At 64.6% G+C, this 20,335-nt stretch carries 20 protein-coding genes; 7 read left to right on the top strand and 13 right to left on the bottom strand.

The window, feature by feature from the left end; all coding sequences use genetic code 11:
- Positions 1-131: 131 nt before the first annotated feature.
- Positions 132-470 (top strand): hypothetical protein, encoded by a 339-nt coding sequence (locus CFR71_RS02185; RefSeq protein ID WP_110526647.1) that lies wholly within the window; start codon positions 132-134, stop codon positions 468-470.
- 53 nt (positions 471-523) lie between these two features.
- On the opposite strand, the gene CFR71_RS02180 is transcribed toward CFR71_RS02185, so the two are convergent.
- Entirely contained in the window at positions 524-1,786 is a 1,263-nt protein-coding gene (locus tag CFR71_RS02180; RefSeq protein ID WP_338065916.1) for a penicillin-binding protein activator, read from the bottom strand.
- 68 nt (positions 1,787-1,854) lie between these two features.
- Between CFR71_RS02180 and rsmI the strand changes: the two genes are divergently transcribed.
- Positions 1,855-2,817 (top strand): 16S rRNA (cytidine(1402)-2'-O)-methyltransferase, encoded by a 963-nt coding sequence (gene rsmI, locus CFR71_RS02175; protein WP_408891543.1) that lies wholly within the window; start codon positions 1,855-1,857, stop codon positions 2,815-2,817.
- Between the two features lie 27 nt (positions 2,818-2,844).
- On the opposite strand, the gene CFR71_RS02170 is transcribed toward rsmI, so the two are convergent.
- The 4 genes from CFR71_RS02170 to CFR71_RS02155 all read right to left on the bottom strand — a co-directional run bounded on the left by CFR71_RS02170 (position 2,845) and on the right by CFR71_RS02155 (position 7,020).
- Positions 2,845-3,513 carry a LolA family protein gene (locus CFR71_RS02170; RefSeq protein WP_239020223.1) on the bottom strand — a complete coding sequence of 223 codons (669 nt, stop codon included), beginning with the start codon at positions 3,511-3,513 and terminating at the stop codon, positions 2,845-2,847.
- An 83-nt stretch (positions 3,514-3,596) separates the two neighbouring features.
- On the bottom strand, positions 3,597-4,556 hold the full coding sequence (gene mbfA / locus CFR71_RS02165; RefSeq protein ID WP_110526422.1) for an iron exporter MbfA: 960 nt from the start codon (positions 4,554-4,556) through the stop codon (positions 3,597-3,599).
- Between the two features lie 222 nt (positions 4,557-4,778).
- Positions 4,779-6,188: a glutamate--cysteine ligase gene (locus CFR71_RS02160; RefSeq protein WP_110526419.1), complete on the bottom strand. Its 1,410-nt coding sequence runs from the start codon at positions 6,186-6,188 to the stop codon at positions 4,779-4,781.
- Positions 6,189-6,270: 82 nt separating this feature from the next.
- Entirely contained in the window at positions 6,271-7,020 is a 750-nt protein-coding gene (locus CFR71_RS02155; protein ID WP_110526416.1) for a 16S rRNA (uracil(1498)-N(3))-methyltransferase, read from the bottom strand.
- Positions 7,021-7,126: 106 nt separating this feature from the next.
- Between CFR71_RS02155 and ubiA the strand changes: the two genes are divergently transcribed.
- The gene (ubiA, locus tag CFR71_RS02150) at positions 7,127-8,077 is read left to right on the top strand and encodes a 4-hydroxybenzoate octaprenyltransferase (protein WP_239029696.1); all 951 of its coding nucleotides are present in this window, start codon (positions 7,127-7,129) and stop codon (positions 8,075-8,077) included.
- Positions 8,078-8,093: 16 nt separating this feature from the next.
- Here ubiA and CFR71_RS02145 read toward each other — a convergent pair whose 3' ends face one another.
- Both CFR71_RS02145 and CFR71_RS02140 read right to left on the bottom strand, forming a co-directional pair.
- Positions 8,094-8,837, bottom strand: a complete 744-nt coding sequence (locus CFR71_RS02145) for a dienelactone hydrolase family protein (RefSeq protein WP_110526413.1) — start codon at positions 8,835-8,837, stop codon at positions 8,094-8,096.
- A gap of 150 nt (positions 8,838-8,987) precedes the next feature.
- Positions 8,988-10,409: a sugar porter family MFS transporter gene (locus CFR71_RS02140; protein WP_110526410.1), complete on the bottom strand. Its 1,422-nt coding sequence runs from the start codon at positions 10,407-10,409 to the stop codon at positions 8,988-8,990.
- Between the two features lie 336 nt (positions 10,410-10,745).
- Between CFR71_RS02140 and CFR71_RS02135 the strand changes: the two genes are divergently transcribed.
- On the top strand, positions 10,746-12,086 hold the full coding sequence (locus tag CFR71_RS02135) for a GntT/GntP/DsdX family permease (protein ID WP_110526640.1): 1,341 nt from the start codon (positions 10,746-10,748) through the stop codon (positions 12,084-12,086).
- A 49-nt stretch (positions 12,087-12,135) separates the two neighbouring features.
- Here CFR71_RS02135 and der read toward each other — a convergent pair whose 3' ends face one another.
- The 5 genes from der to CFR71_RS02110 all read right to left on the bottom strand — a co-directional run bounded on the left by der (position 12,136) and on the right by CFR71_RS02110 (position 17,344).
- Positions 12,136-13,551 carry a ribosome biogenesis GTPase Der gene (gene der, locus CFR71_RS02130; RefSeq protein ID WP_110526408.1) on the bottom strand — a complete coding sequence of 472 codons (1,416 nt, stop codon included), beginning with the start codon at positions 13,549-13,551 and terminating at the stop codon, positions 12,136-12,138.
- Between the two features lie 13 nt (positions 13,552-13,564).
- A complete protein-coding gene (locus CFR71_RS02125; RefSeq protein ID WP_110526638.1) occupies positions 13,565-14,935 on the bottom strand; it encodes a PQQ-binding-like beta-propeller repeat protein in 1,371 nt (456 codons plus the stop codon).
- Positions 14,936-14,984: 49 nt separating this feature from the next.
- Positions 14,985-15,683, bottom strand: coding sequence for a tetratricopeptide repeat protein (locus CFR71_RS02120; RefSeq protein WP_110526636.1), 699 nt, complete (start codon positions 15,681-15,683; stop codon positions 14,985-14,987).
- A gap of 239 nt (positions 15,684-15,922) precedes the next feature.
- Positions 15,923-16,315, bottom strand: a complete 393-nt coding sequence (locus tag CFR71_RS02115) for a hypothetical protein (protein ID WP_133251084.1) — start codon at positions 16,313-16,315, stop codon at positions 15,923-15,925.
- A gap of 126 nt (positions 16,316-16,441) precedes the next feature.
- Positions 16,442-17,344 (bottom strand): glycosyltransferase family 9 protein, encoded by a 903-nt coding sequence (locus CFR71_RS02110; protein ID WP_110526634.1) that lies wholly within the window; start codon positions 17,342-17,344, stop codon positions 16,442-16,444.
- An 87-nt stretch (positions 17,345-17,431) separates the two neighbouring features.
- Between CFR71_RS02110 and ygfZ the strand changes: the two genes are divergently transcribed.
- From ygfZ to CFR71_RS02095, 3 genes are all read left to right on the top strand, one after another.
- Positions 17,432-18,271, top strand: a complete 840-nt coding sequence (ygfZ, locus tag CFR71_RS02105) for a CAF17-like 4Fe-4S cluster assembly/insertion protein YgfZ (RefSeq protein ID WP_110526402.1) — start codon at positions 17,432-17,434, stop codon at positions 18,269-18,271.
- 72 nt (positions 18,272-18,343) lie between these two features.
- Positions 18,344-18,760 (top strand): phosphoribosyl-AMP cyclohydrolase, encoded by a 417-nt coding sequence (hisI, locus tag CFR71_RS02100; protein WP_110526399.1) that lies wholly within the window; start codon positions 18,344-18,346, stop codon positions 18,758-18,760.
- A gap of 39 nt (positions 18,761-18,799) precedes the next feature.
- Positions 18,800-19,045, top strand: a complete 246-nt coding sequence (locus CFR71_RS02095) for a hypothetical protein (RefSeq protein ID WP_110526396.1) — start codon at positions 18,800-18,802, stop codon at positions 19,043-19,045.
- A 21-nt stretch (positions 19,046-19,066) separates the two neighbouring features.
- On the opposite strand, the gene lpxB is transcribed toward CFR71_RS02095, so the two are convergent.
- Positions 19,067-20,284 (bottom strand): lipid-A-disaccharide synthase, encoded by a 1,218-nt coding sequence (gene lpxB / locus CFR71_RS02090; RefSeq protein ID WP_239020222.1) that lies wholly within the window; start codon positions 20,282-20,284, stop codon positions 19,067-19,069.
- Positions 20,285-20,335 lie beyond the last annotated feature (51 nt).

Here is a 20,335-nt window from a genome sequence, read left to right as displayed (position 1 = left end):
CCACGGTCGGCAATTTCTGCCTCTTTCTGCGGCTTTCCACGACAGATTCAGTTTGGCAAGCACTCATGCAAGACTTACGGTCAAGGTGTGCTGTTAACGCATAGGATAGTCAGAGGGCCGACATTATGAACATGATGGATCATGAGGTTTCTGCCTCCAACGTTGTTCCGTTCCGCCTCGGGTTCCTGCCCCGGCATTACGAATACCTGATGCGCTGGCTGCAGGCGGGCATGTGCATGGGACTGTGCGATGTTGACGTGGCTTCCGCCGACGAGGGCGAGGATATCGAGCATGTGCTGGTCTGGGTGCGTGAAAACGCGGATCCCGCCTACATGATCCGTCCCGAAGGCATGCGCTGGGTCCTGATCGACCAGCTGCGCGACCGCCGCCTTTCCTCCTATCGCAGCTTCGAAGCGGCGCTGTACGCCATTCGCCCGGTACTGTCCTGTGGCGCGACCGCTGCGGCATGATTGCCGCAGCCTTTCATCATATCCGCGCGTAAGCGGGGAAAACTCCCCGGCTTTCAGTTCGTGCCGTTCTGCAGGCGTCCCGATGGGGCCTGAACAATCCGGCTGCCGCCTTCGGGCAGGATCTGGAAAATCGCCAGATCACGACGCGTCCGGCCATTCCCGGTAAATCCAAACACGCCATCCACCCCTGAAAACCCTTCCGGCCGGGTCAGGGCTGTCACGGAATACCCGTTTTTCGCCCCCGGTGCACGGGGGGCCTGATCCAGTGCCTTTACCAGCGCGGCCGCGTCATAGGACAGATCCGCCAGCGGCGTGGGCATATGGTGGTACTGCGCCATGAACAGCTGCACGAAATGCTGGCGGCTGGCCGGGTCCGGCGCGGCGTACCAGGCATTCTGCAACTGCGCCAGCTTGCCCGCGAAAGCACCCCACAGCCCCGGCCCCATGATCCGCGTCTCGGTCGGGGAAATCTGGGCCGTGCGCATGGCCGCGATGACATGACCCAGCTGCAGCCCCGTATCCGCCAGCAAAAGCGCATCGAACGGCGGTGGCGGCAGGTGGACCTCTTCTGGCGCGGACGTGGCGGGCGCCGGGGACGCGGCCGTTTCCGGCGCGGCGGGCGAATCCGGATTGGCAGGATCGACGCCCGCAGGCGCGGGTTCCTGCGCGGCCGTGGCCGCCGCCTGCGTGGCTGCGGTCGCGGCACGGCTTTCGTAGGCGGAGAACGTCTTCAGCTGCTCGGTAATTTCGGTGGCGGTCGCGCCATGGTACACGATCTGGGGCGAGGACAGTCCATGTTCGCTACAGCTCTGCTGAAGGGCGCTTCCCATCGCGTGACCCAGCGCGTTATCAGGCAGGAACGCCGCGAAATGCTGACGATTTTCCTTTATTGCCGCGCCCACCATGCGACGCACCTGCTGTTCCGGGGCGATCCCCAGGATCCAGACATCGGGCCGCGCGACGGACACATCGGATGTGAAAGCCAGCATCGGCAGGTCCGTCTGCGCCGTGACCGTGGCCGCCTGCGTCGCGTCGCCGGCAGTCAGGGGGCCAAGAATGATGCCGTCCTTCGCCTTTACCGCCGCCTGCGCCGCGGCAGTTGCCCCGCCCGGGGCCGCCGTGTCGTGGATATCAAGCGTGGGGGCGCCCGGCGTATTCATGGCCATCCGCGCGGCGCTGAGCATTTCCTGACCCAGACGCGCGTTATTGCCCGTCAGGGGCAGCAGGACGCCCACATTGCGTCCGGCATGCGACGTCCCGGGTCCATGGCCGCCCCCCGCGCAGGCGGCAAGCGTGGACATCAGCACCCCGGCCATCAATAAGCTCTTGCAAGGAAAGCCATGAGTGGCAGAAACAGTATCCTGTCCAAATCTGCGGGTTACCAATGTCTGACGACTCATTTCTTGCGCCTCTGCAATCTCGATCCGCAATGATCCATAGCGGAGAAGCGCAGGCGCGTCATGCAGGGAAAGAAGATATGCGCGTCATATCATCGCAAGACGGCGGCATACTGACACTGGTGGCGACGCCAATCGGCAATATGGGCGATATTTCGGCCCGTGCCGTGGAATGCCTGAACGAGGCGGACCTGATCCTGTGCGAGGACACGCGCACCAGCGCGAAGCTGCTGCAGGCCCACGGCATCAGGACCCGGACCCGCCCCCTGCATGACCATAACGAGCAGGAGCGCATTCCCGGCCTGCTGGAGCTTCTGGAACAGGGACGCAGGATCGCGGTCATTTCCGACGCGGGCACGCCCCTGATGTCGGATCCCGGATACCGGCTGGTGCGCGCCGTGATCGCGGGCGGCGGCCATGTAACCGCCGTCCCGGGGGCAAACGCGGCCATCATGGCGCTGACCCTGTCGGGGCTGCCGCCGCATCCTTTCATGTTCTGCGGGTTCCTTCCCCCCCGCGATTCGGCACGGCGGGAAAACCTGTCCGTCCTGCGCGCGGCGGAACAGGCGGGTCTGTCGGCCACCATCCTCTGGCATGAGGCACCGCACCGACTGGCGGAAATGCTTGCATCGCTGGCGGAGGTATTCGGGCCGGAACGTCCCGCCGCCGTGGCGCGCGAACTGACCAAGCGGTTCGAGGAAGTCCGGCGCGGCCCGGTCGGGGAACTGGCGGCGCATTACCGCGACCATGCGGCGCGTGGGGAAATCACGGTCGTCCTCGGGCCGCCGCCCGCGGACGATACGGGGTCTCAGGATCTGGACACCCATCTGCGCGAGGCCCTGAAAACCCTTTCGATCAAGGACGCGGCATCGCTGGTGGCGGGGATCGTCAACCTGCCCCGCCGCACGGTCTATGCCCGGGCGCTGGAGATGACGCGCGACGCCGGATGACGGGCCGGGCAGCGCGCGCCCTTTTCCCTACCTGTCCCCGATGTCCGTATCAAACAGGCGGTCAGGCGGCGGCGGCCCGCCGACTGTGGCATGCAGCAGGTCCACGCGCGTGCTGGCCCCCTGCGCATCCTGAACGATCCAGCCCCGCAGCAGCAGGGTCTTGCCCTCGTGAAACAGCAGGGTAAGGCTGCCATCGCCGGGGGATTCATCGCGCACCAGCGTAATTTCAATCTCCGGCCCTTCGTGCATCAGGGCCGTCACGCGCACATCCCCCGACAGTTCCAGATGCGGGCGCAGCAGAAGCCCGATGGGGGTCTTGTCCATCGGCATGGTCGTGGTCTGGCCCAACTGGCTGTCGTTGAAGACAACCTGATCATGGTTGGCCACCAACAGCAGCGGGCTTGGCGCATCGTACTGGAAGCGCATGCGACGGTTCGTGCGGTCCAGCCACGCCGTGCCCGTGGACTGCTTGCCGTCCGGGGCCACCTGATGGAACTGCGCCGTCAGCAGCGTGATGGTGTTGAGGTGGTCCTCGATTCGCTTGATCAGCGCATGGTCCTGATCCGATGCGCCCACGACCATCTGCGCCATGGCGGGCCGGGGATGCAGCACTGTCCCGCCGGCAAGCAGCAGCGCAAGCGCCAGCAGGCGCATCCCATGCGGATGCGGGAAATGGAAGCCATCAGGATGTTTCATCGAAAAGGAACCCGGCCAGAAAAAGCGCATGCATGTGGGTGCCCCATCACTTCGTCAAGATCAAGGCGCGGGCGGCGAAAGAGTCAGCCGGAACTTCCGATCAGCACGCCAGCGGCGAACACCAGCGCGCCGCCAATGACGATCTGGACGATGGCGGAGCCGAACGGCGTGTCCTGATACCGCCACCGTATCCACGAGATGACGAACAGTTCAAGGATGACCACGATGATCGCCGCCATCAGCGCCGACGTGAAATTGTCGATAAGGAACGGCAGCGTATGGCCGATTCCCCCCGCCGTGGTCATCAGCCCGCAGATCAGCCCGCGCAGCAGCGGCGCGCCACGGCCCGACAGCTTGCCATCATCGGACAGCGCTTCGGCAAAGCCCATGGAGATCCCGGCGCCGACCGATGCCGCCATGCCCACCAGGAATGCATTCCATGGCACATGGGTGGCGAAGGCCGCGGCGAAAACCGGCGCAAGCGTGGACACCGACCCGTCCATGAGGCCAACCAGCCCGGGCTGGATAATCTGCAGGACAAAGCGGCGGCGGGCGTCCTCGTCCTCCATCTCGCGCTTGGAGGCGGGCAGCCGGTCCAGTTCAATCGCCCCGGCCGCCTGTTCATGCCTGTCTTCGGCCAGGGCCAGATCGCCCAGCAGCTTGCGGGTTTTCGCATCCGTGGTGCGTGTCGCGGCCTGACGGTAGAAACGCGCCGCATCCATCTCCATCTGGCGGGCGTGGCGGCGCACGACGTCAATCCCCTGCCCCTGGATCTGCCATGCCGGCTTGCGCACCAGAAAGCCCGCGATGTCCTGACGCCGGATCAGGGGAATATGGGGGCCGAACCTGTCGGCATAGAGGTCGATCAGATCACGGCGGTGCTGATCCTCCTCCGCCGCCATGTCGGAAAAGATTTTCGAAGTATCGGGAAATTTGTCCCGCGTGGCGTAAGCAAAGTCGGAATAGATGCGTCCGTCCTCTTCCTCGTTCGAAATGGCGAGGGCAAGGATTTCCTGATCCGTCAATGTCGAGAATTTACGCATGCATTACTGTATGCAGAAAGTGCTTACTGCGCTCAAGTCATTTCAGAAAACGAAAATAATTCTCATTATACAAAAAACAACCCGAAGACATGCGGAACAATAAAGGAAAGATTACCGTTTTTCTGAAAATGCCTGCATCCAATACATGGCCGCCTCGTCATTACATGCTTCCGGTCATCGTCATTTGATAACCGGGACTCATGTGCGGGCACCCAGTTCCGCTTAGATCGCGGCTTCGTCAAAAATACGGGTCACATCCCCGTTCCAGCGCCCGTGATAGGCCGCAAGCCATGCCTCGGCCTGCGTCGGGCCGCCCGCGACGATTTCCTGCAGCGGGGCGAGGTAGCGCGTTTCATCCGCGCCCGTCGCATCCCTGCACGCGCGGGCACGCAACCCGTCCGTGGCGATGTCCACCATGCGCGCGGCCAGGTCCCGTGCCTTCCCCCCCGCCCACGGGGCATCCAGTCCCAGACGCGGCACCTGCGCGCGCAGGTCGGCATAACTGGTCCATGGCTGTTCGTGCACCAGCGCGTCGGCCGCACTTAACGCGGCGTCGTCATACAGGATCCCCACCCACAGCGCGGACTGCGCCAGCATCATTTCCGGCGATCCGGCATCCGCGCCGCGCATTTCCAGAAACTGCTTGAGCCGCACGTCGGTAAAGGCGGTGGTCATATGGTCCTCGAAATCGCCGATCGTCGGCGTCAGCCCTTCCAGCCCCTCCTGATACTCCCCTTTCATCCATGCGCGAAAGGAACGGCCCGCCACATCATGGATCCTGCCGTCGCGCATGATGAAATACATCGGCACGTCCAGCAGCCATTCGACATAGGATTCGAACCCGAAGGAAGGCGCGAAGAATTCCAGCGGCATGCCCGAGCGCCGGTTGTCCGTGTCCGTCCAGACATGCGCCCGGTTCGACAGCAGTCCGTTGGGGTGGCCTTCGTAAAACGGAGAATTCGCGAACAGCGCCGTCGCCACCGGCTGCAGCGCGAGGGAGACACGCATCTTGCGTATCATGTCCTGTTCGGACGCGAAATCCAGATTGACCTGCACGGTGCATGTCCGCAGCATCATGTCCAGACCCAGGCTTCCGACCGTGGGCATATAGGCCTGCATGATGGCATAGCGGCTTTTGGGCATGCGGGGCATGTCCTCGCGCCGGGCGAAGGGATGAAAGCCCAGTGGCGCGAACCCCAGACCCAGCATCTCGCAGATCGGGTGAAGGTCGCTGAAATGCCCGGCCATTTCCGCCCGTGTTTCATGCAGGCTCGCAAGGGGCTTGCCCGACAGTTCGAACTGTCCCGCCGGCTCCAGCGAAATCGACGCGCCTTTCTGGGCATTCAGCCCTTTCAGGCCGATCAGCGCCCCCTTGTCACGGATGTCATGCCATAACGTGCCGTTCTGCTGCTGCATGGCGGACAGGACGGCGTGAATTCCGTCGGGTTCGTACGGCGGGGGCATCCACGGCCTGTGGCCGGGCCGCGTGGCCTGAGGACGTATGAAGCCGAATTTCTCGTGCTCCGTGCCGATCCGCCACGCGTCTTTTGGTTTTGCCCCCTGCGCCAATACGCCGGCAAGCTGGGAAACCGATTCGATCGGGGTTGTATCTTGATCGCCAGGATTGGACATGACGGGGCGGAAATCCTCGTTACAGAAATAGGACAGGACATAATGGACCGGATGTGGCCCCTATGCCAGAAAGCGGCGCGGTCTATAACCCCGAAACGGCCCGCCTGCGCAGACCGGCCCCCATCAGGGCCAGTCCGGCCGCGGCCGCCGTATCCGCGCGCAGTACAAGCGGCCCAAGGGACAGGACGCGTGTAAAGGGCTGCCCGCGCAGGAATTCCTGCTCCCGCGCGGAAAAACCACCCTCCGGCCCGATCAGCAGGCCGTCCCCAGGGCGGGCGGCGGGAATTCCGTCGGGATCCGCGGCGGCGTCCAGACGCTCCAGCGCAACGAACAGTCGCATATCCGACGGGTAGTGCGCAATTACGTCCGCCATCGGGCATGGCGGGCGGATATCGGGAACATCCAGCCGCTCGCACTGTTCGCTGGCTTCGCGGGCGATCGCGCCCAGCCGCGCCTCGTTCAGGCGATGGGTATTCGTCCGCTCCGTAAAAACCGGCTGGAAGCAGCTCACCCCCAGTTCGGTGCCCATGCGGATAACCATTTCCGTGGCATCACGTTTCAGCGGCGCGAAGAAAAGTGCCGGCCCCGCCGTGGCCTGGGGCGCGCGCTCCATCCGCGTCAGGCGTATTTCACCACGGTCGCGACGCAACGCCTCGATCCCGGCGGACCATTCGCCATCGCGGGCATTGAACACGACAACCCGCGCCCCGGCGGACAGGCGCAGCACGTTGCCCAGATAATGCGCGCGATCGGGTTCCAGGCGGACCACCATGTCAGGCTGCAACGGCGGATATGCCTGGGGGTCCATGAACAGGCGTGGGCTGTCCCTCATGATGTTTCCTCTATCTGTGTCCTGCGATCGTATCGGCCCGGACTTGACCGCGCGCGATCATCCGGCCCATCTGTCTTCCGCATTAGCAGTCAGGTTGTCCGGCGTCATGCCGGACCTCATCGCCGGGAGAATACATGCCGTGACCCAGCCTGCGTCCCATACCGACATCCGCACCGACGGCTGGATCGGACGGCTGCCCGCCCCGGTGCGTCCCTATGCGCTGCTGGCGCGGCTGGACCGGCCCATCGGGACGTGGCTGCTGTTCCTGCCGGGGGTATGGGGCATCCTGCTGCCCGCCGGGGTCGAACCGCATGAGCGGATACGCCTGATCGTGCTGTTCGGCATCGGCAGCATCGTCATGCGGGCCGCGGGCTGCGTCGTCAATGACATGTGGGATCGCGACATCGACCGGATGGTGGCGCGGACCGCGGGCCGCCCGCTGGCCAGCGGCGCGCTGCGCATGCGCGAGGCGGGGCTGTTCCTGCTGGCGCTGCTGCTGATCGGGTTCAACATCCTGATGTGCCTCAATCCCCTGTCGCGGGTGCTGGGCGCGTCCTCGCTGCTGCTGGTGGCGCTGTATCCCCTTGCCAAGCGCGTGACGTGGTGGCCCCAGCTTGTCATGGGGTTCACCTTTGGCTTTGGCGCGCCACTTGGCTACGCGGCGGCGGCGGACCACCTCGATCTGGCGCAGGGGGCGCTTTATGCCGCCACCATCATGTGGCAGCTGGGCTTTGATACGATCTATGGCTTTCAGGACATGGAGGACGACGCGCGCATCGGCGTCAAATCCACCTCGCGCCTGATGGCCAGCCAGGCGCGCGGTTTTGTCGGGGCGTGTTACGTCATCGCGCTGGCGGCCCTTGCAACGGCGGCCGCCCTTTCCCATCAGGGGTGGGGTTTCTGGGTAACGCTGCCCCTGCCGGCCGCGCTGCTGGCGTGGCAGGTCGCGCGGCTTGACGAACATGATGCCCCGCAATGCCTGCGCCTGTTCCGTTTCAACCGTGAAACCGGCATTGCCGTGGCGCTGGTCCTGCTGGCGGGCCTGATGACGCGCTGAAGGTGCGGCAAGGTACCTATGTCAGGGCACGGTGGAACAGCGCCCTGACCAATTCCATGCATCCCAGAAACAGGGCCGGGTCGTAACGTGGCCCTTCGTCACGCAAAAAGGCGTGCTGGGCATTGAATTCATGCCATTCATAACGCAGGCCCGCCTGCTCCATGCGCTCACGGATCATCTGCCGGCCGGCGAAGGGCACGTGCGGGTCCTGCCGTCCCCAGACCATCATCACCTCCCCGCCGATTTCCACCAGGCGGTCAAGCGTATCGTCATGCTTCCCTTCGCCGAGGGAGGAGGAATGGATATCGGTGGCATAGAAACAGGCCGCCGCCTGCACGCGGGGATCGAAGGCGGCCCGAAAGGCGAGATGACCGCCCAGGCAGACCCCCAGCGTCCCGACCCGCCCCGAACAGGCCGGACATTCATTCACCAGCCATGAAATGGCCGCCCGCGCGTCATGGTCATACCCGGCCAGCGGCTTGGTGTATTTCAGCACATTGCCCCGGTCCGTGCCCGCCTTGTCATAGGCCAGCACCGTCCCTTTCGGTTCGTATTCATGATAGACCTCGGGCACCGCGACGACATATCCCTGTCCCGCGACCATGGCGGCGAGCCTGCGGATCGGGGCCGTGAGCTGATAGATCTCGGAAAACAGCACGACACCGGGAAAGCGCCCTTCGACCGCCGGGCGGAAAACATGCAGGCGCATTCCGCCCGACGGCGTGTCGATATCGAATGTTTCGTCAGTCCGGATGATCATTGCACCTGCCATCTGTCATGCTGATAAAAAATAATGGAAGTTTCCGGGTGTCGCCTGTTGGAAAAGGCAACATCTTTCAAGGCTTTTTGACAAAAGCTTCACCAAGAACCTTTACGATTTCAGGGTATTGCCATGCCTGCCTTCCGCCCCTCAGCGGCCAAGGTCGCGCAACGGACGGCCACTCATCAGGTGATCCTCGATCGCTTCGAGGGAAACCCCCTTGGTCTCCGGCACGAAACCGATGGTGACAAGGATGAAGATCCCGTTCATCACCGCGAACAGCCAGAAGGTCCGTGCCTCCCCCAGCCCTTCAAGGACCGACAGGAAGGTGTTGCTGATCAGCCAGTTGGCCGCCCAGTTCGTGAAGGTCGAACACGCGATGCCAAAATCACGCCCGCGCAGGGGCTGGATTTCCGAACACAGCGTCCAGACCAGCGGTCCCGCCCCCATCGCAAACCCCGCGACGAACAGGAGCAGCGCGGCCACCATGCCGATTTCCTCCGGCAGGGTGGATGCCCCCATCGCAACCAGCAGTCCCGCCACCGCCATGCTGAAGGTCATGACGACACAGCTGAGCAGCAGCAGCGGCCGACGCCCCCAGCGGTCGATGAACATGATCGCCAGTCCCGTCGCCGCCATGTTGACCAGCCCGATGATCGCCGTGGACCATGTGGAGGCCGCGACGCCGAAATGCGCGGCCTGAAAGACCTTGGGTGCGTAATACATCAGCACGTTGATGCCCGTCAGCTGCTGCATCACCTGCAACAGCATTCCCAGCCCGACCGAACGGCGGAAATTCGAATTCGTGCGGAAAAAGGTCCAGACGTTTCCGTGATCCTTCTTCAGCTCCGTCGCGATATCGGCGATTTCGCGGTCGGCCTCCTGCGGGCTGGAGCGCAGATACCGCATCACCAGGCGCGCATGGCGCGTATCGCCGCGCATCATCAGCCAGCGCGGGCTGTCGGGCAGGAACAGGCAGCCAATGAAGAACACCAGCGCCGGAAGGGTCATAAGCCCCAGCATCCACCGCCAGTGCCCGCCATAGGACAGGAAACTGTCAACCACATAGGCCAGGAAGATACCCAGCGTCATCATCAGCTGGTAACACGAAATCAGCGAACCACGGGCGGATTCCACGGCAACTTCGGAAATATAGAGCGGCGCGGTAAATGCCGCGATCCCGACCGCAAGCCCGAGGAAGATGCGCCCGACGACAAGCACGAAGACGGACGGCGCCAGCGCGCATGTCACCGACCCGGCAAGGAACAGCACCGCAGCCCCCATCAGCGCCTTGCGGCGACCGAAACGGAACGACAGGTTGCCCGCGACGATCGAACCTATCGCCGCGGCTGCCATCATGGAGGAAACAATCCATTCCTGCATCTGGGCGGAGGCATGGAATTCATCGCCAATAAAGGTCAGGGCCCCCGCGATGACGCCCGTATCAAGGCCGAACATCAGCCCTGCCAGCGCGGCGAGCAGGCTGACCCCGACGGAGCGGGCAAGGAATTCGGACGAGGCGTCCCCTTTTTCCGTGCCTGGTGGTGATGTCGGGGTCTGAATTGACGACATGACAGTTTCCTTACCCGGTTTTATGATGAAAGCGCGGACGTCTTTCATTCTGTTTTGTTATTTGTAACGGTTGTCACTGGTCGAATATGGCCTGTCAGACGACGGCTTGCATCCATCGGCCATATTCCGTCACCTTATGGGAAAGGATAATTTTTTCCAGCCGTCTTCCCTACACGGATGCTGGAGATCGTGGATCCCCCGCCGTCCGTCCCGCGTTACGCTTTACATGCGTCGCATGACGCGCCCCTCGTGTTTCCCGCCCCAGACTCCCGACAGGGGACGCAACCGGGGGCGCGACGATAACCCTCCCATGACAATATTTTTTCAGATGTGATGATGTCCCCATTCCTTGCCGTCGCCCTTGCCGTCATGGCCATAACCGCCGTGGTGGCGCTTATCGCGCGCTACAAGATCAATCCCTTCATCGTACTGTTCGGTGTCTCTATCCTGCTGGCGCTGTGCGCCGGGATGCCGCCGCAAAAGGCAATCGCCTCCTTCGAGGCCGGAACCGGCAAGGTGCTGGGCCACGTGGCCACGGTCATCGCGCTGGGCACGATGCTGGGCAAGATGCTGGCGGAATCAGGGGGGGCGGACCAGATCGCCCTGACCATCACCCGCATCGCCGGCACACGGCGCGTCAGCTGGGCCATGATGGTCATCGGGCTGCTGGTCGGGCTGCCGGTTTTTTTCGAGGTCGGCTTCGTCCTGCTCATCCCGCTGGCCTATACGCTGGCGCGGCGGACGGAAACGCCACTGGTGCTGATCGCCCTGCCGATGGGGGCCGCGCTGTCGGTGACGCACGCGATGATCCCCCCGCATCCCGCGACATTACTGGCGCAGGCGGCCTATCAGGCGGATATGGGGCGTACCATCCTGTGGGGAATCCTGATCGGGACCCCGACCGCCGCCCTTGCCGGGCCTGTCTATGCCCGGTTCATCGCCCCGCGGATCGGCCCGACGCATGAGGCCGGACTGGCGGAGCAGTTCGTCAGCAGGCAGCCGCCGGCGCAACTGCCCCCCTTCCTGACCACCGTCCTTGCGATCATGTGCCCGGTCATCCTGATGATGGTGGGATCGGGCGCGGACCTGCTCTCACACCCCGGAAACGGTCCCAATACGTTCCTTCATTTTATCGGCAATCCCGATATCGCCCTGATGATCGCGACACTCCTGTCATTCTACGTGCTGGGAACCGCGCGGGGCTTTTCGCGCGAGACCGTGCTGAAATTCAGCAATGAGTGCCTGGGTCCCACCGCGCTGATCATCCTGCTGGTTGGCGCGGGCGGGGGATTTGGCCGCGAACTGGTCGATAGCGGCGTTTCCTCGGCCATCACGACGCTGGCGCTGGGCGCTCACGTGCCGCTGCTGGTTCTGGCATGGCTGCTGGCGGTCGTGGTGCGGGTGGCGACCGGATCGGCCACTGTCGCGATGAGCACGGCATCAGGGATCGTCGGGCCGATCCTGCAGCACAGCCATGGCGTGTCGCCCGAACTGATGGTGATTGTCACGGGCGCGGGATCTGTCGCGCTTGGCCCCCTCAATGATGCCGGTTTCTGGCAGATAAAGGAGTATCTGGGCCTGAGCGTGGGACAGACCATCCGGACATGGTCCGTGGTGGAAACGCTGATCGCCCTTCTGGGCCTGGTTTTCAGCCTGCTGGCCTCATGTTTTACGTAACACCCCGATGCAGGCGGGGCGGGACGTTTCCATCCCGCCCCTGCTGACATCATCTGGGCGCGTAGGGGTTGTTCGACCCCCGCAGCAGAAGGCGGATGGGCGTGCCCGGCAGGTCGAATTCCTCCCGCAGGCCATTGACCAGGTACCTCTGGTAATCCTCGGGCATCTGTTCGGTGCGCGTCCCGAACAGGATGAAGGTCGGCGGGCGCGATTTCGCCTGCGTGATGTAACGCAGCTTCAGCCGCCGTCCCTGCACCAGCGGCGGCGGATGACGCGACACCATCATCTCGAACCAGCGGTTCAGCTCGCCAGTCGGCACGCGACGGTTCCATACCTCATAGGCGCGGCGCACCGTCGGCAGCAGCTTGTTGACGCCCGCCCCCGTCATCGCGGAAAACGCCACGACCGGAATGCCGCGCATCTGGCTCAACGAGGTTTCGATACGGTCGCGGATGGCCTGCCGCGTGACATTGCGATCCGTGACCGCGTCCCATTTGTTCAGGGCAAGGACGCAGCAGCGGCCTTCCCGCTCGATCAGTCGCGCGATCTGCAGGTCCTGCTCATGCACGCCCAGCGTCGCATCCAGCGTCAGGATGACGACTTCCGCCATCTTAAGCGCCTCGATCGAGGCGGAGACGGACATCTTCTCCAATGTCTCGTCAATGCGGGCCTTGCGCCGCAGGCCGGCCGTATCGACAAGCTGGATCGGCCCTTCGTCATCATGCAGCATGACGGAGACGGAATCGCGCGTCAGCCCCGGCTCGGGGCCGGTAATCATCCGCTCCTCGCCCAGCAGGCGGTTCAGCAGCGTGGACTTGCCCGCGTTCGGACGCCCCACGATCGCAAGGCGCAGCGGACCGGGGGGACGGGTGTCTTCCTCTTCCCCCTCTTCACGCTCCTCCCTGCGCCTTGGGGCGCGGCGGGCCTGCGACGGGCCGGCGGGAATGCGATCGGCGATTTCGCCCATCAGGTCCGCAAGCCCCTCCCCATGCTCGGCCGAGATCGCCAGCGGCGCGCCAAGCCCGAGGGAGAACGCCTCCATCGCGGCGGCGGCCCCCTGGCGTCCTTCCGCCTTGTTGGCAAGGACAAGCACGGGACGCCCCTGACGGCGCAGCCACGCGGCGAAATGTTCATCCGCGGGGGTAATGCCCGCGCGCGCGTCCACGCAGAACAACACCAGATCCGCCATGCCCACGGCGGATTCGGACGATGCGCGCATGCGGCCGAACAGGGTGTCGGGCGCGGCTTCTTCCAGCCCGGCCGTATCGATCAGGCGGATGCGCCTGCCACGGACAACGGCCTCGCTTTCCTTGCGGTCGCGTGTCACGCCCGGCGTATCGGCGACCAGCGCCTGCCTGCGACCGACCAGACGGTTGAATATTGTCGACTTGCCCACATTGGGGCGGCCGGCAATGACCACGACGGGCAGGTCGTGCCCCGGATCGGGCGGAAATGATGAGGTCACGACGGAAACTTTCTCAACTATAGGCCATCAGGCCGCCGTTGTTGTTGAGCAGAAGCATCAGCCCGTCAACGATAATCGGCGTCACGGTGACAACATCCGGCAGCGTATGCAGCGACATGATATGTCCCAGCGCGGGATCGACGATGACAACGCCGTTCTGCGGCAGGCTGGAAATGCAGACCAGCTTCCCCCCCGCCAGGAAAGGTCCGTTCCATACGACGCCGCGTTTCTGCTTGAGGCTGTTTTCATACTGGCGCAGCTGCGTGATCCAGCGCACATGCCCCGACACCCGGTCCAGGCACGCCAGCTGTTCCTCCATGGACAGGAGGAATATCCAGTCCCCGATCACCACGGGCGTATTCTGCCCCGAAATCGCGCGTTCCCACAGCCGCCGCCCCGACCGCATGTCGATCGCGACAAGAACCGAGCCGGTACTGATGGCATAGGCCGTGCCATTGCTGATGACCGGCATGCCATGCACGCATGAAAAATCGATCAGCGCGCTCTGCCCGTTGGTGCTGGCAAGCGTGTCGGCCCACACGACCTCGCCACCCTCGGCACGCAGCGCCACCAGGTCGCCCGACCCGAAACCCGCCAGCACCACGCCATCGACCACGGCGGGCGCGGGCTGTCCGGCGATGACGGTGTCGGCCGACGTCGCGGTATAGGTCCACAGCACGTCGCCGGTCTGTGCATTCACGGCAAACAGCTTTTCGTCAATGGTGCCAAAGAACAGGCAGCCGTTGGCGATGGTCGGCGCGGAACGGCCCGGCGTTTCCAGCTGCAGGCGCCATTTCAGCTTGCCCTTCTGCACATCGAGGGCAAGCGCCTGGCCGATGCCGTCCACGACATACAGGGTATCGCCATCCACGCTGATGCCGCCGCCGATATTGTTGGACAGCAGCTTCTTGGGACGGGGGTTGTATTCCCATGCCTTGTGCATCGCGGGCCAGTGAAAGGCATGGATGACGCCCTGGGCATCCATGACAAACAGGCGGCCGTTCTGCACCACCGGGGGCGACTGGATCATGCCACGCCCCGTTTTGCCCAGCGCGACATAGGACAGGAATTCCGGTTCCGAATTGCCCGCCCCGATGCGATGGGTCCAGCGGTGCTGCATGTTGCCCGCCCACGCGACGTTCATGCCGACATGCCCCGGCGTCAGGCCCGGCTGCGGCCATGCGGTCACCGGGGTGGCCGCGGGCACCGTAACGGCGGCGGTTTCGTCGCTGTCGACCGTCAGGCCCGCCCCCCCGCTGAGGACATCCGTCCGCCTGCCGATCAGCAGCGGCTTCTTTTTCGGTTCGCTTCCGGAACATTCAGCCAGAAGCGGCAACAGCGCGGCCCCCAGAAGGGTGCGACGGCGTGTCAGGGTCTTTTTCATTGCGTTCATGCCTGTCGGATGGTGGGGATGCGCCGTATCGGAAAACGTCCTATCCCCCGGCATTGTCATTCCCCAGCGCCTGCAGCAGCCCGTCGGCACGGGTGCGCACCCCGTCGGACACGTTCATGTCCATGCTCAGCCGCTGCAGGCGGCCACGCGCGTCCTGCTCGTGCCCCTGTCGCAGGTCAAGCAGTGCCTCGCACTCCAGCGCCAGGCCATGCCACGGCTGCTGCGCCCCATCAAGCAGCGCCAGCCGCGAACGCAGCATCGCGGGGTCCGCCGTGTCGAGCTGGTGCTGGACCCACAACAGGCCCGCCAGCGAACTGATGGTGGGGTCTGCCGCCCTGTCCTCGTTCACCTGCGCCCACAGGGCAAGCGCCTGCGCCGTGTCGCCGCTGTTGGCCAGAAGCGCCGCGCGTTCCATCCGCGACAGCGCGCGCAATGGCGGCCGCGCGGTCTTTTCAAGGGCTGCCAGCTGCGTCAGGGCCGTTTTCTGCTGGTCGTTCAGGGGGGTGGCCTGCCCGTCGGGCGCATGCGACGCCGTGGCGTTCCTGAGCGCGGCGAAATACGCATCCGCGCTGGCCTGATCCGCCTGCTGCACCCGCCAGGCGTTATATTGCCATGCGCCACCGCCGATACAGATCACCGCAACGATAACGCCCGCCAGAATCATGTACCGTCGCGCCAATGCACGCAGCCGTTCGGCGCGCATTTCCTCATCGACTTCCCTGAAGATGTCGTCAGCCACGTTTAACCCGCTCTCCGCTTCCTGCCACGCACGATGCACGGCAGCCGTCCCGCCGGGACGAGATCCCTGTCATGAAGGCCAGACCATACCCGTCCTGTCCAGCGACAGCAAACCCGCATTACCGGACATGCAACAGGCATGCCCCGCCATGCGGCACCGTTGCGCTTACATGGACCGCGCGGCGGATCGACGCCAGATGTCCGGATTCGGTGCCGGACGGTTCGAGGGGCCAGGCGGCCCTACTGTGTCGCCAGATGGTCGTGGCCCTTTTTCATTTCCGCCGACAGGTGGGAAAATTCGTCGGAAACCTGCTTTTGTATCCGCGCCGCGCCATCATGGACGCGATGCATGCGCGCGGTGGCGTCCGCGCTGATGGCGGACTGTTCCCTGCTGGATGCGCCAGACGCGCAGGCGACATAGGCACGGGCCGCCTTTTCATAGGCGTTGACACGATCGACGCTGGCATTGAAATGGCGGACATCCGTTGCATCCACCTTTGGCGCGACCGGGGCCGCGCCACATGATTTCGGCTTCCAGTCCGCGGGCTGCGCCTGTACCGCCCTGTCGGGCACGGCCAGGCCTGTCATGATGGCGGCTCCATACAGGATCATGAAACTGCCGCGCATGGTCATCGTGAGATTCCTTGTCCAGAAATTGGCTGCGGCCAGCACGCCTATAGCAGCGTCATGGCAATCGCGGGGCAGGTTTCCTCCCACCCGGGTCGCGCGGCAAGAAAATTCCGGTTTTCATCCCATTTTTCAATGATGTGACAGCAGATCCGATGCTGCCTGCACCACGACGCCAACCTCCAGATCCTTCATGTCGGCGTGGCCGGCCGGACCGGGGGCCACGACCTGCGCGGCCCGGCGCCCGCATGGGGCGTATTCGTCAACGCGGCTCGGACCGAACAGGCCCAGCGTCGGCGTCCCGGCGGCGGCGGACAGGTGCATCAGGCCCGAATCGTTACCTATGAACAGCGCGCACCGCTGCAGCAGCGCCGCCACCTGCGTGATGCTCAGGCTTCCCCCGGTATCAAGCGCATCGGGAAGGGCATCCAGCACCCGGGCGGCCATCTGGCGTTCCGTGGCGCCGGGACCATACAGGATGACAGGACGCGCCGGTCCGTGCCGCGCGACAAAATCATGCCAGAAGGCAACAAATCGATCGGCGGGCCAGACCTTGCCCGACCAGTTCGCGGTCGGCGCCAGGGCGATCCATGGCCCCTCCCCGTCCGGCAGCAGGGCGCGGGCCTCCGCACGTTCCGCTGTACTGGTCCAGACCACGGGCATCGGCGTATCCGTCAGGCCCAGCACCCGCGCCAGATGGGTTACGCGCGGGCCGGGACGCCTGCCACCACGCATGACCCGCCGTGCGGAGGTGCGGATCAGGAACGGGATCACCGAACCGCGCAGGTCGACACACAGGTCCCACCGCGTCCTTACGCAGTCGCGCCACAGCGCCACCCAGTGCATGTCATAAGGCCGCTTGGTCATGACGATGGTGCGTTCACGTCGCGGCATGTGCGCGAACAGGCCCGCGGCGACGGGGCCGCAGACGATGGTGAACCGTGCCTGCGGATAACGGTGCAGCAGGTGATCCAGCAGCCCGGTCGAAATCACGGCGTCACCCAGCCGCGTCGATGTAATGAACAGGATACGCATCCGAATGTGCATATGCGTCTTGGACGATGATGCCAAATCTCCGTTATCCCCCTTGCCCGCCGACGCCGCTGTGCCCACAGTGGCGACATGGGTAAGTTTGCGTATCTGCCGGGCCGTGCGGTGCTGGCTGTCTCGGGGCGGGACCGGGTTTCCTTCCTGCAGGGACTTGTGTCCAATGACATGACGGCCGTCACGCCGGAACAGGCGGTCTGGACCGGCTTCCTCTCGGCGCAGGGCAAGTGGCTGGCCGATTTTTTCGTATTCGCTGACCCGCAGGGGGAACGGCTGCTGCTGGATTGCGACGCATCGCAGGCGGACATGCTGCGCCAGCGCCTGTCACGCTATCGCCTGCGGGCCGACGTGGACGTGGGCGACACCGGTTATGCCGTGCATGCGGGCTGGGATGGCGCCGCCCCCACGAGCGGGGACTTTCCCACCAGCATGGACCCGCGCCTGCCTGCTGCCGGGTGGCGCAGCCTGCGGGGACATCCCGCCACGGATACGACAGCCGACGAAGTCGATTACGACCGCCATCGCCTGATGCTGGGCCTGCCGGATGGCGTGCGCGATTGCGAATCAGGAAAGACCCTGCTGCTGGAGGCCAATTTCGATCAGCTCAACGGCATATCGTGGACCAAGGGCTGTTACATGGGCCAGGAACTGACGGCACGCACGCGCTATCGCGGGCTGGTGCGGCGGCATCTCCTGCCGATAGACGGAACGCGCGACCTTCCCGAACCCGGAACGCCGATCATGCATGGGGAACACGAAGTCGGCCATATCCGCTCCTCGCGCGATCAGGCGGGCATGGCCATGATCCGCAGCACGCATATCCACGACACCGGCCTGACGGCGGGGGGGCATCCCCTGACGGTGCGGGTGCCGCAGTGGTTCACCCTGCCCCAGAAGGCGGGCGAAGAAAGCTAGACATTCCGCGACGGGGCGGGCATGTCGGAACTTCATGTCCGACATGTTCAACCGACCGGATTGACCGACCCCATGCCCTATCTCCCCCCCGATGCCGCGACCTGCGCCCGCATGGTCGAACAGGTCCGTTTCAACAGCGACGGTCTGATCGCCGCCATCGCCCAGCAGCATGACACGGGCGAGGTCCTCATGCTGGCATGGATGAATGCCGAGGCCCTGACCGAAACGCTCCGCAACGGTCGCGTGTGCTATTTTTCCCGCAGCCGCAACAAGTTATGGCGCAAGGGGGAAACGTCGGGACAGGTCCAGACGCTGATTGACGCGCGGCTGGACTGCGACCGCGATGCGGTCCTGCTGCTGGTGGATCAAAAGGGTGTCGCGTGCCATACTGGCCGGCGCAGCTGTTTCTTCAATGCCATGCGTCCCGAAGGACTGGTGGAGATTTCACAGCCGCTTGTCGGGGCGGACGAACTGTATAAACGCACCTGAGCAGTCGCCGCCCACCAGAGCCGCAGAAAAGAGACCCGCATGGCCGCCGATCTTCCTCCCGAACAGGATCCCCGTTCCAAACTGGCCTGGATCATCCTGACGATTCTCCTGACCATCGTGCTGGGAGGATACATGGTGATTTCCGAGGTCCGGGCCCTTGTGAACGCACAGGTGGAAACGCCGGAGCAGCCGGACGGCAACAGCACCGGGCAGACGGCCCCGCCCTCCGTCCCGGTTCCGCCCGAAGGAAGCCCCCAGCCCTCAAAAACGCCTAACGCGCAATAATCCACAGGGCAGGCGTGGTGACTAGCCACGTCCTGTCCCTGCCGGGGACGGATCCCGCCGGGGCAGGAGGTCGAGGATCTCCTGCGCGGCGGCGGCGGTGGGATCGCCCTGCGGCCCATGCAGTGTCGCGATAACCTGCTGGAAGCCGGCCTTCTGCATCGCGGCGCTGTGCCCGTCCGTCAGCAGCCGCATGATCGTGTGGGCCAGCAGGTCCGCGCGGCAGCGTTCCTGCAGCAGTTCGGGTACAAGCCGATGGCCCGCCAGCAGGTTTACCATCGCGACATATGGCACCCGTATCAGCCGTCGCGCGATCGCGGCCGTGACGGCATTGACGCGATAGGTCACGGCCATCGGAACCCCGGCAAGCGCCAGTTCCAGCGTGGACGTGCCCGACTTGGTCAGCGCCGCGCCCGCGGCGGCGAAGGCATCGTGCTTTTCCTGCAGGTCGGTCACGACAACCGGCTGGATGGGCCAGTCCGCAACCCCCTTGCGAATGGTGTCGGCAATGACGGGCGCGACGGGCACCACCGGCACGATGTCGGGGCAAAGCGTGCGTAATATCCCCAACGTCTCGCCAAAGACCGGCAGCAGCCTTGGCGCTTCCGAACGGCGGCTGCCGGGCATCAGGATCAGCACTGGCGCATCGGGCGCGATGCCATGGCGCGCACGGAACGCCGCGCCATCGCCCTGATCGGCCCCGGACTGAACGACGGGATGCCCGACAAAGCGTCCCTCCACCCCATGTCGCGCGAAAAAGCCGGGCTCGAACGGCAGCAGGCACAGCATGCGTTCCCACAGGCCGGGGAATTTCAGCACCCTGCGTTCACGCCACGCCCATACCTGCGGTGCCACGTAATGGACGCGCGGGATCGACAGCGACGCCACCCGCCGCAAAAGCCGCAGTGCAAAACCGGGACTGTCGATGGTGACGATCAGGTCGGGACGGATGGCCCGGATATGGGCCACGGCCTGATCCAGCCGCCGTGACAGGAAACGCAGGCGCGGCAGGACCTCCACCAGTCCCATGACCGCAAGGTCGCGCATGGGAAATTCGCTTCGCAGTCCGGCGGCCTCCATCCGCGCGCCCCCAACCCCGACAAATGTCAGGGCCGGGTCGCGCCGCCGCAGCTCGCGCATCAGGCGCGCGCCCAGCACGTCGCCACTCGCCTCCCCCGCCAGGATCCAGATGGTCCGCGCGCCGACGTCACGACGGGCGCGCATGGTGGCGGATGATGTCATTGGCGCGTCTTCCTTGAAACCGGGGGCATCGGGGTTACGGGCAGGGGATCC

This window comes from Novacetimonas pomaceti, assembly GCF_003207955.1.
Classification (GTDB): Bacteria; Pseudomonadota; Alphaproteobacteria; order Acetobacterales; family Acetobacteraceae; genus Novacetimonas; species Novacetimonas pomaceti.
The sequence above is the reverse complement of the archived record's forward strand: the minus strand, read 5'-3'. Positions and strand labels throughout refer to the sequence as shown.

Coding starts and splice junctions, on each gene's coding strand:
- hisI (WP_110526399.1), top strand. CDS start 18,344: ATGCCCTATCTCCCCCCCGATGCCGCGACCTGCGCCCGCATGGTCGAA.
- ygfZ (WP_110526402.1), top strand. CDS start 17,432: ATGGGTAAGTTTGCGTATCTGCCGGGCCGTGCGGTGCTGGCTGTCTCG.
- CFR71_RS02170 (WP_239020223.1), bottom strand. CDS start 3,513: ATGAAACATCCTGATGGCTTCCATTTCCCGCATCCGCATGGGATGCGC.
- CFR71_RS02160 (WP_110526419.1), bottom strand. CDS start 6,188: ATGTCCAATCCTGGCGATCAAGATACAACCCCGATCGAATCGGTTTCC.
- CFR71_RS02140 (WP_110526410.1), bottom strand. CDS start 10,409: ATGTCGTCAATTCAGACCCCGACATCACCACCAGGCACGGAAAAAGGG.
- CFR71_RS02095 (WP_110526396.1), top strand. CDS start 18,800: ATGGCCGCCGATCTTCCTCCCGAACAGGATCCCCGTTCCAAACTGGCC.
- CFR71_RS02115 (WP_133251084.1), bottom strand. CDS start 16,315: ATGACCATGCGCGGCAGTTTCATGATCCTGTATGGAGCCGCCATCATG.
- CFR71_RS02110 (WP_110526634.1), bottom strand. CDS start 17,344: ATGCGTATCCTGTTCATTACATCGACGCGGCTGGGTGACGCCGTGATT.
- lpxB (WP_239020222.1), bottom strand. CDS start 20,284: ATGACATCATCCGCCACCATGCGCGCCCGTCGTGACGTCGGCGCGCGG.
- ubiA (WP_239029696.1), top strand. CDS start 7,127: ATGCCGGACCTCATCGCCGGGAGAATACATGCCGTGACCCAGCCTGCG.
- mbfA (WP_110526422.1), bottom strand. CDS start 4,556: ATGCGTAAATTCTCGACATTGACGGATCAGGAAATCCTTGCCCTCGCC.
- rsmI (WP_408891543.1), top strand. CDS start 1,855: ATGTCTGACGACTCATTTCTTGCGCCTCTGCAATCTCGATCCGCAATG.
- CFR71_RS02125 (WP_110526638.1), bottom strand. CDS start 14,935: ATGAAAAAGACCCTGACACGCCGTCGCACCCTTCTGGGGGCCGCGCTG.
- CFR71_RS02135 (WP_110526640.1), top strand. CDS start 10,746: ATGTCCCCATTCCTTGCCGTCGCCCTTGCCGTCATGGCCATAACCGCC.
- CFR71_RS02180 (WP_338065916.1), bottom strand. CDS start 1,786: ATGGCCGGGGTGCTGATGTCCACGCTTGCCGCCTGCGCGGGGGGCGGC.
- CFR71_RS02185 (WP_110526647.1), top strand. CDS start 132: ATGATGGATCATGAGGTTTCTGCCTCCAACGTTGTTCCGTTCCGCCTC.
- CFR71_RS02145 (WP_110526413.1), bottom strand. CDS start 8,837: ATGATCATCCGGACTGACGAAACATTCGATATCGACACGCCGTCGGGC.
- CFR71_RS02155 (WP_110526416.1), bottom strand. CDS start 7,020: ATGAGGGACAGCCCACGCCTGTTCATGGACCCCCAGGCATATCCGCCG.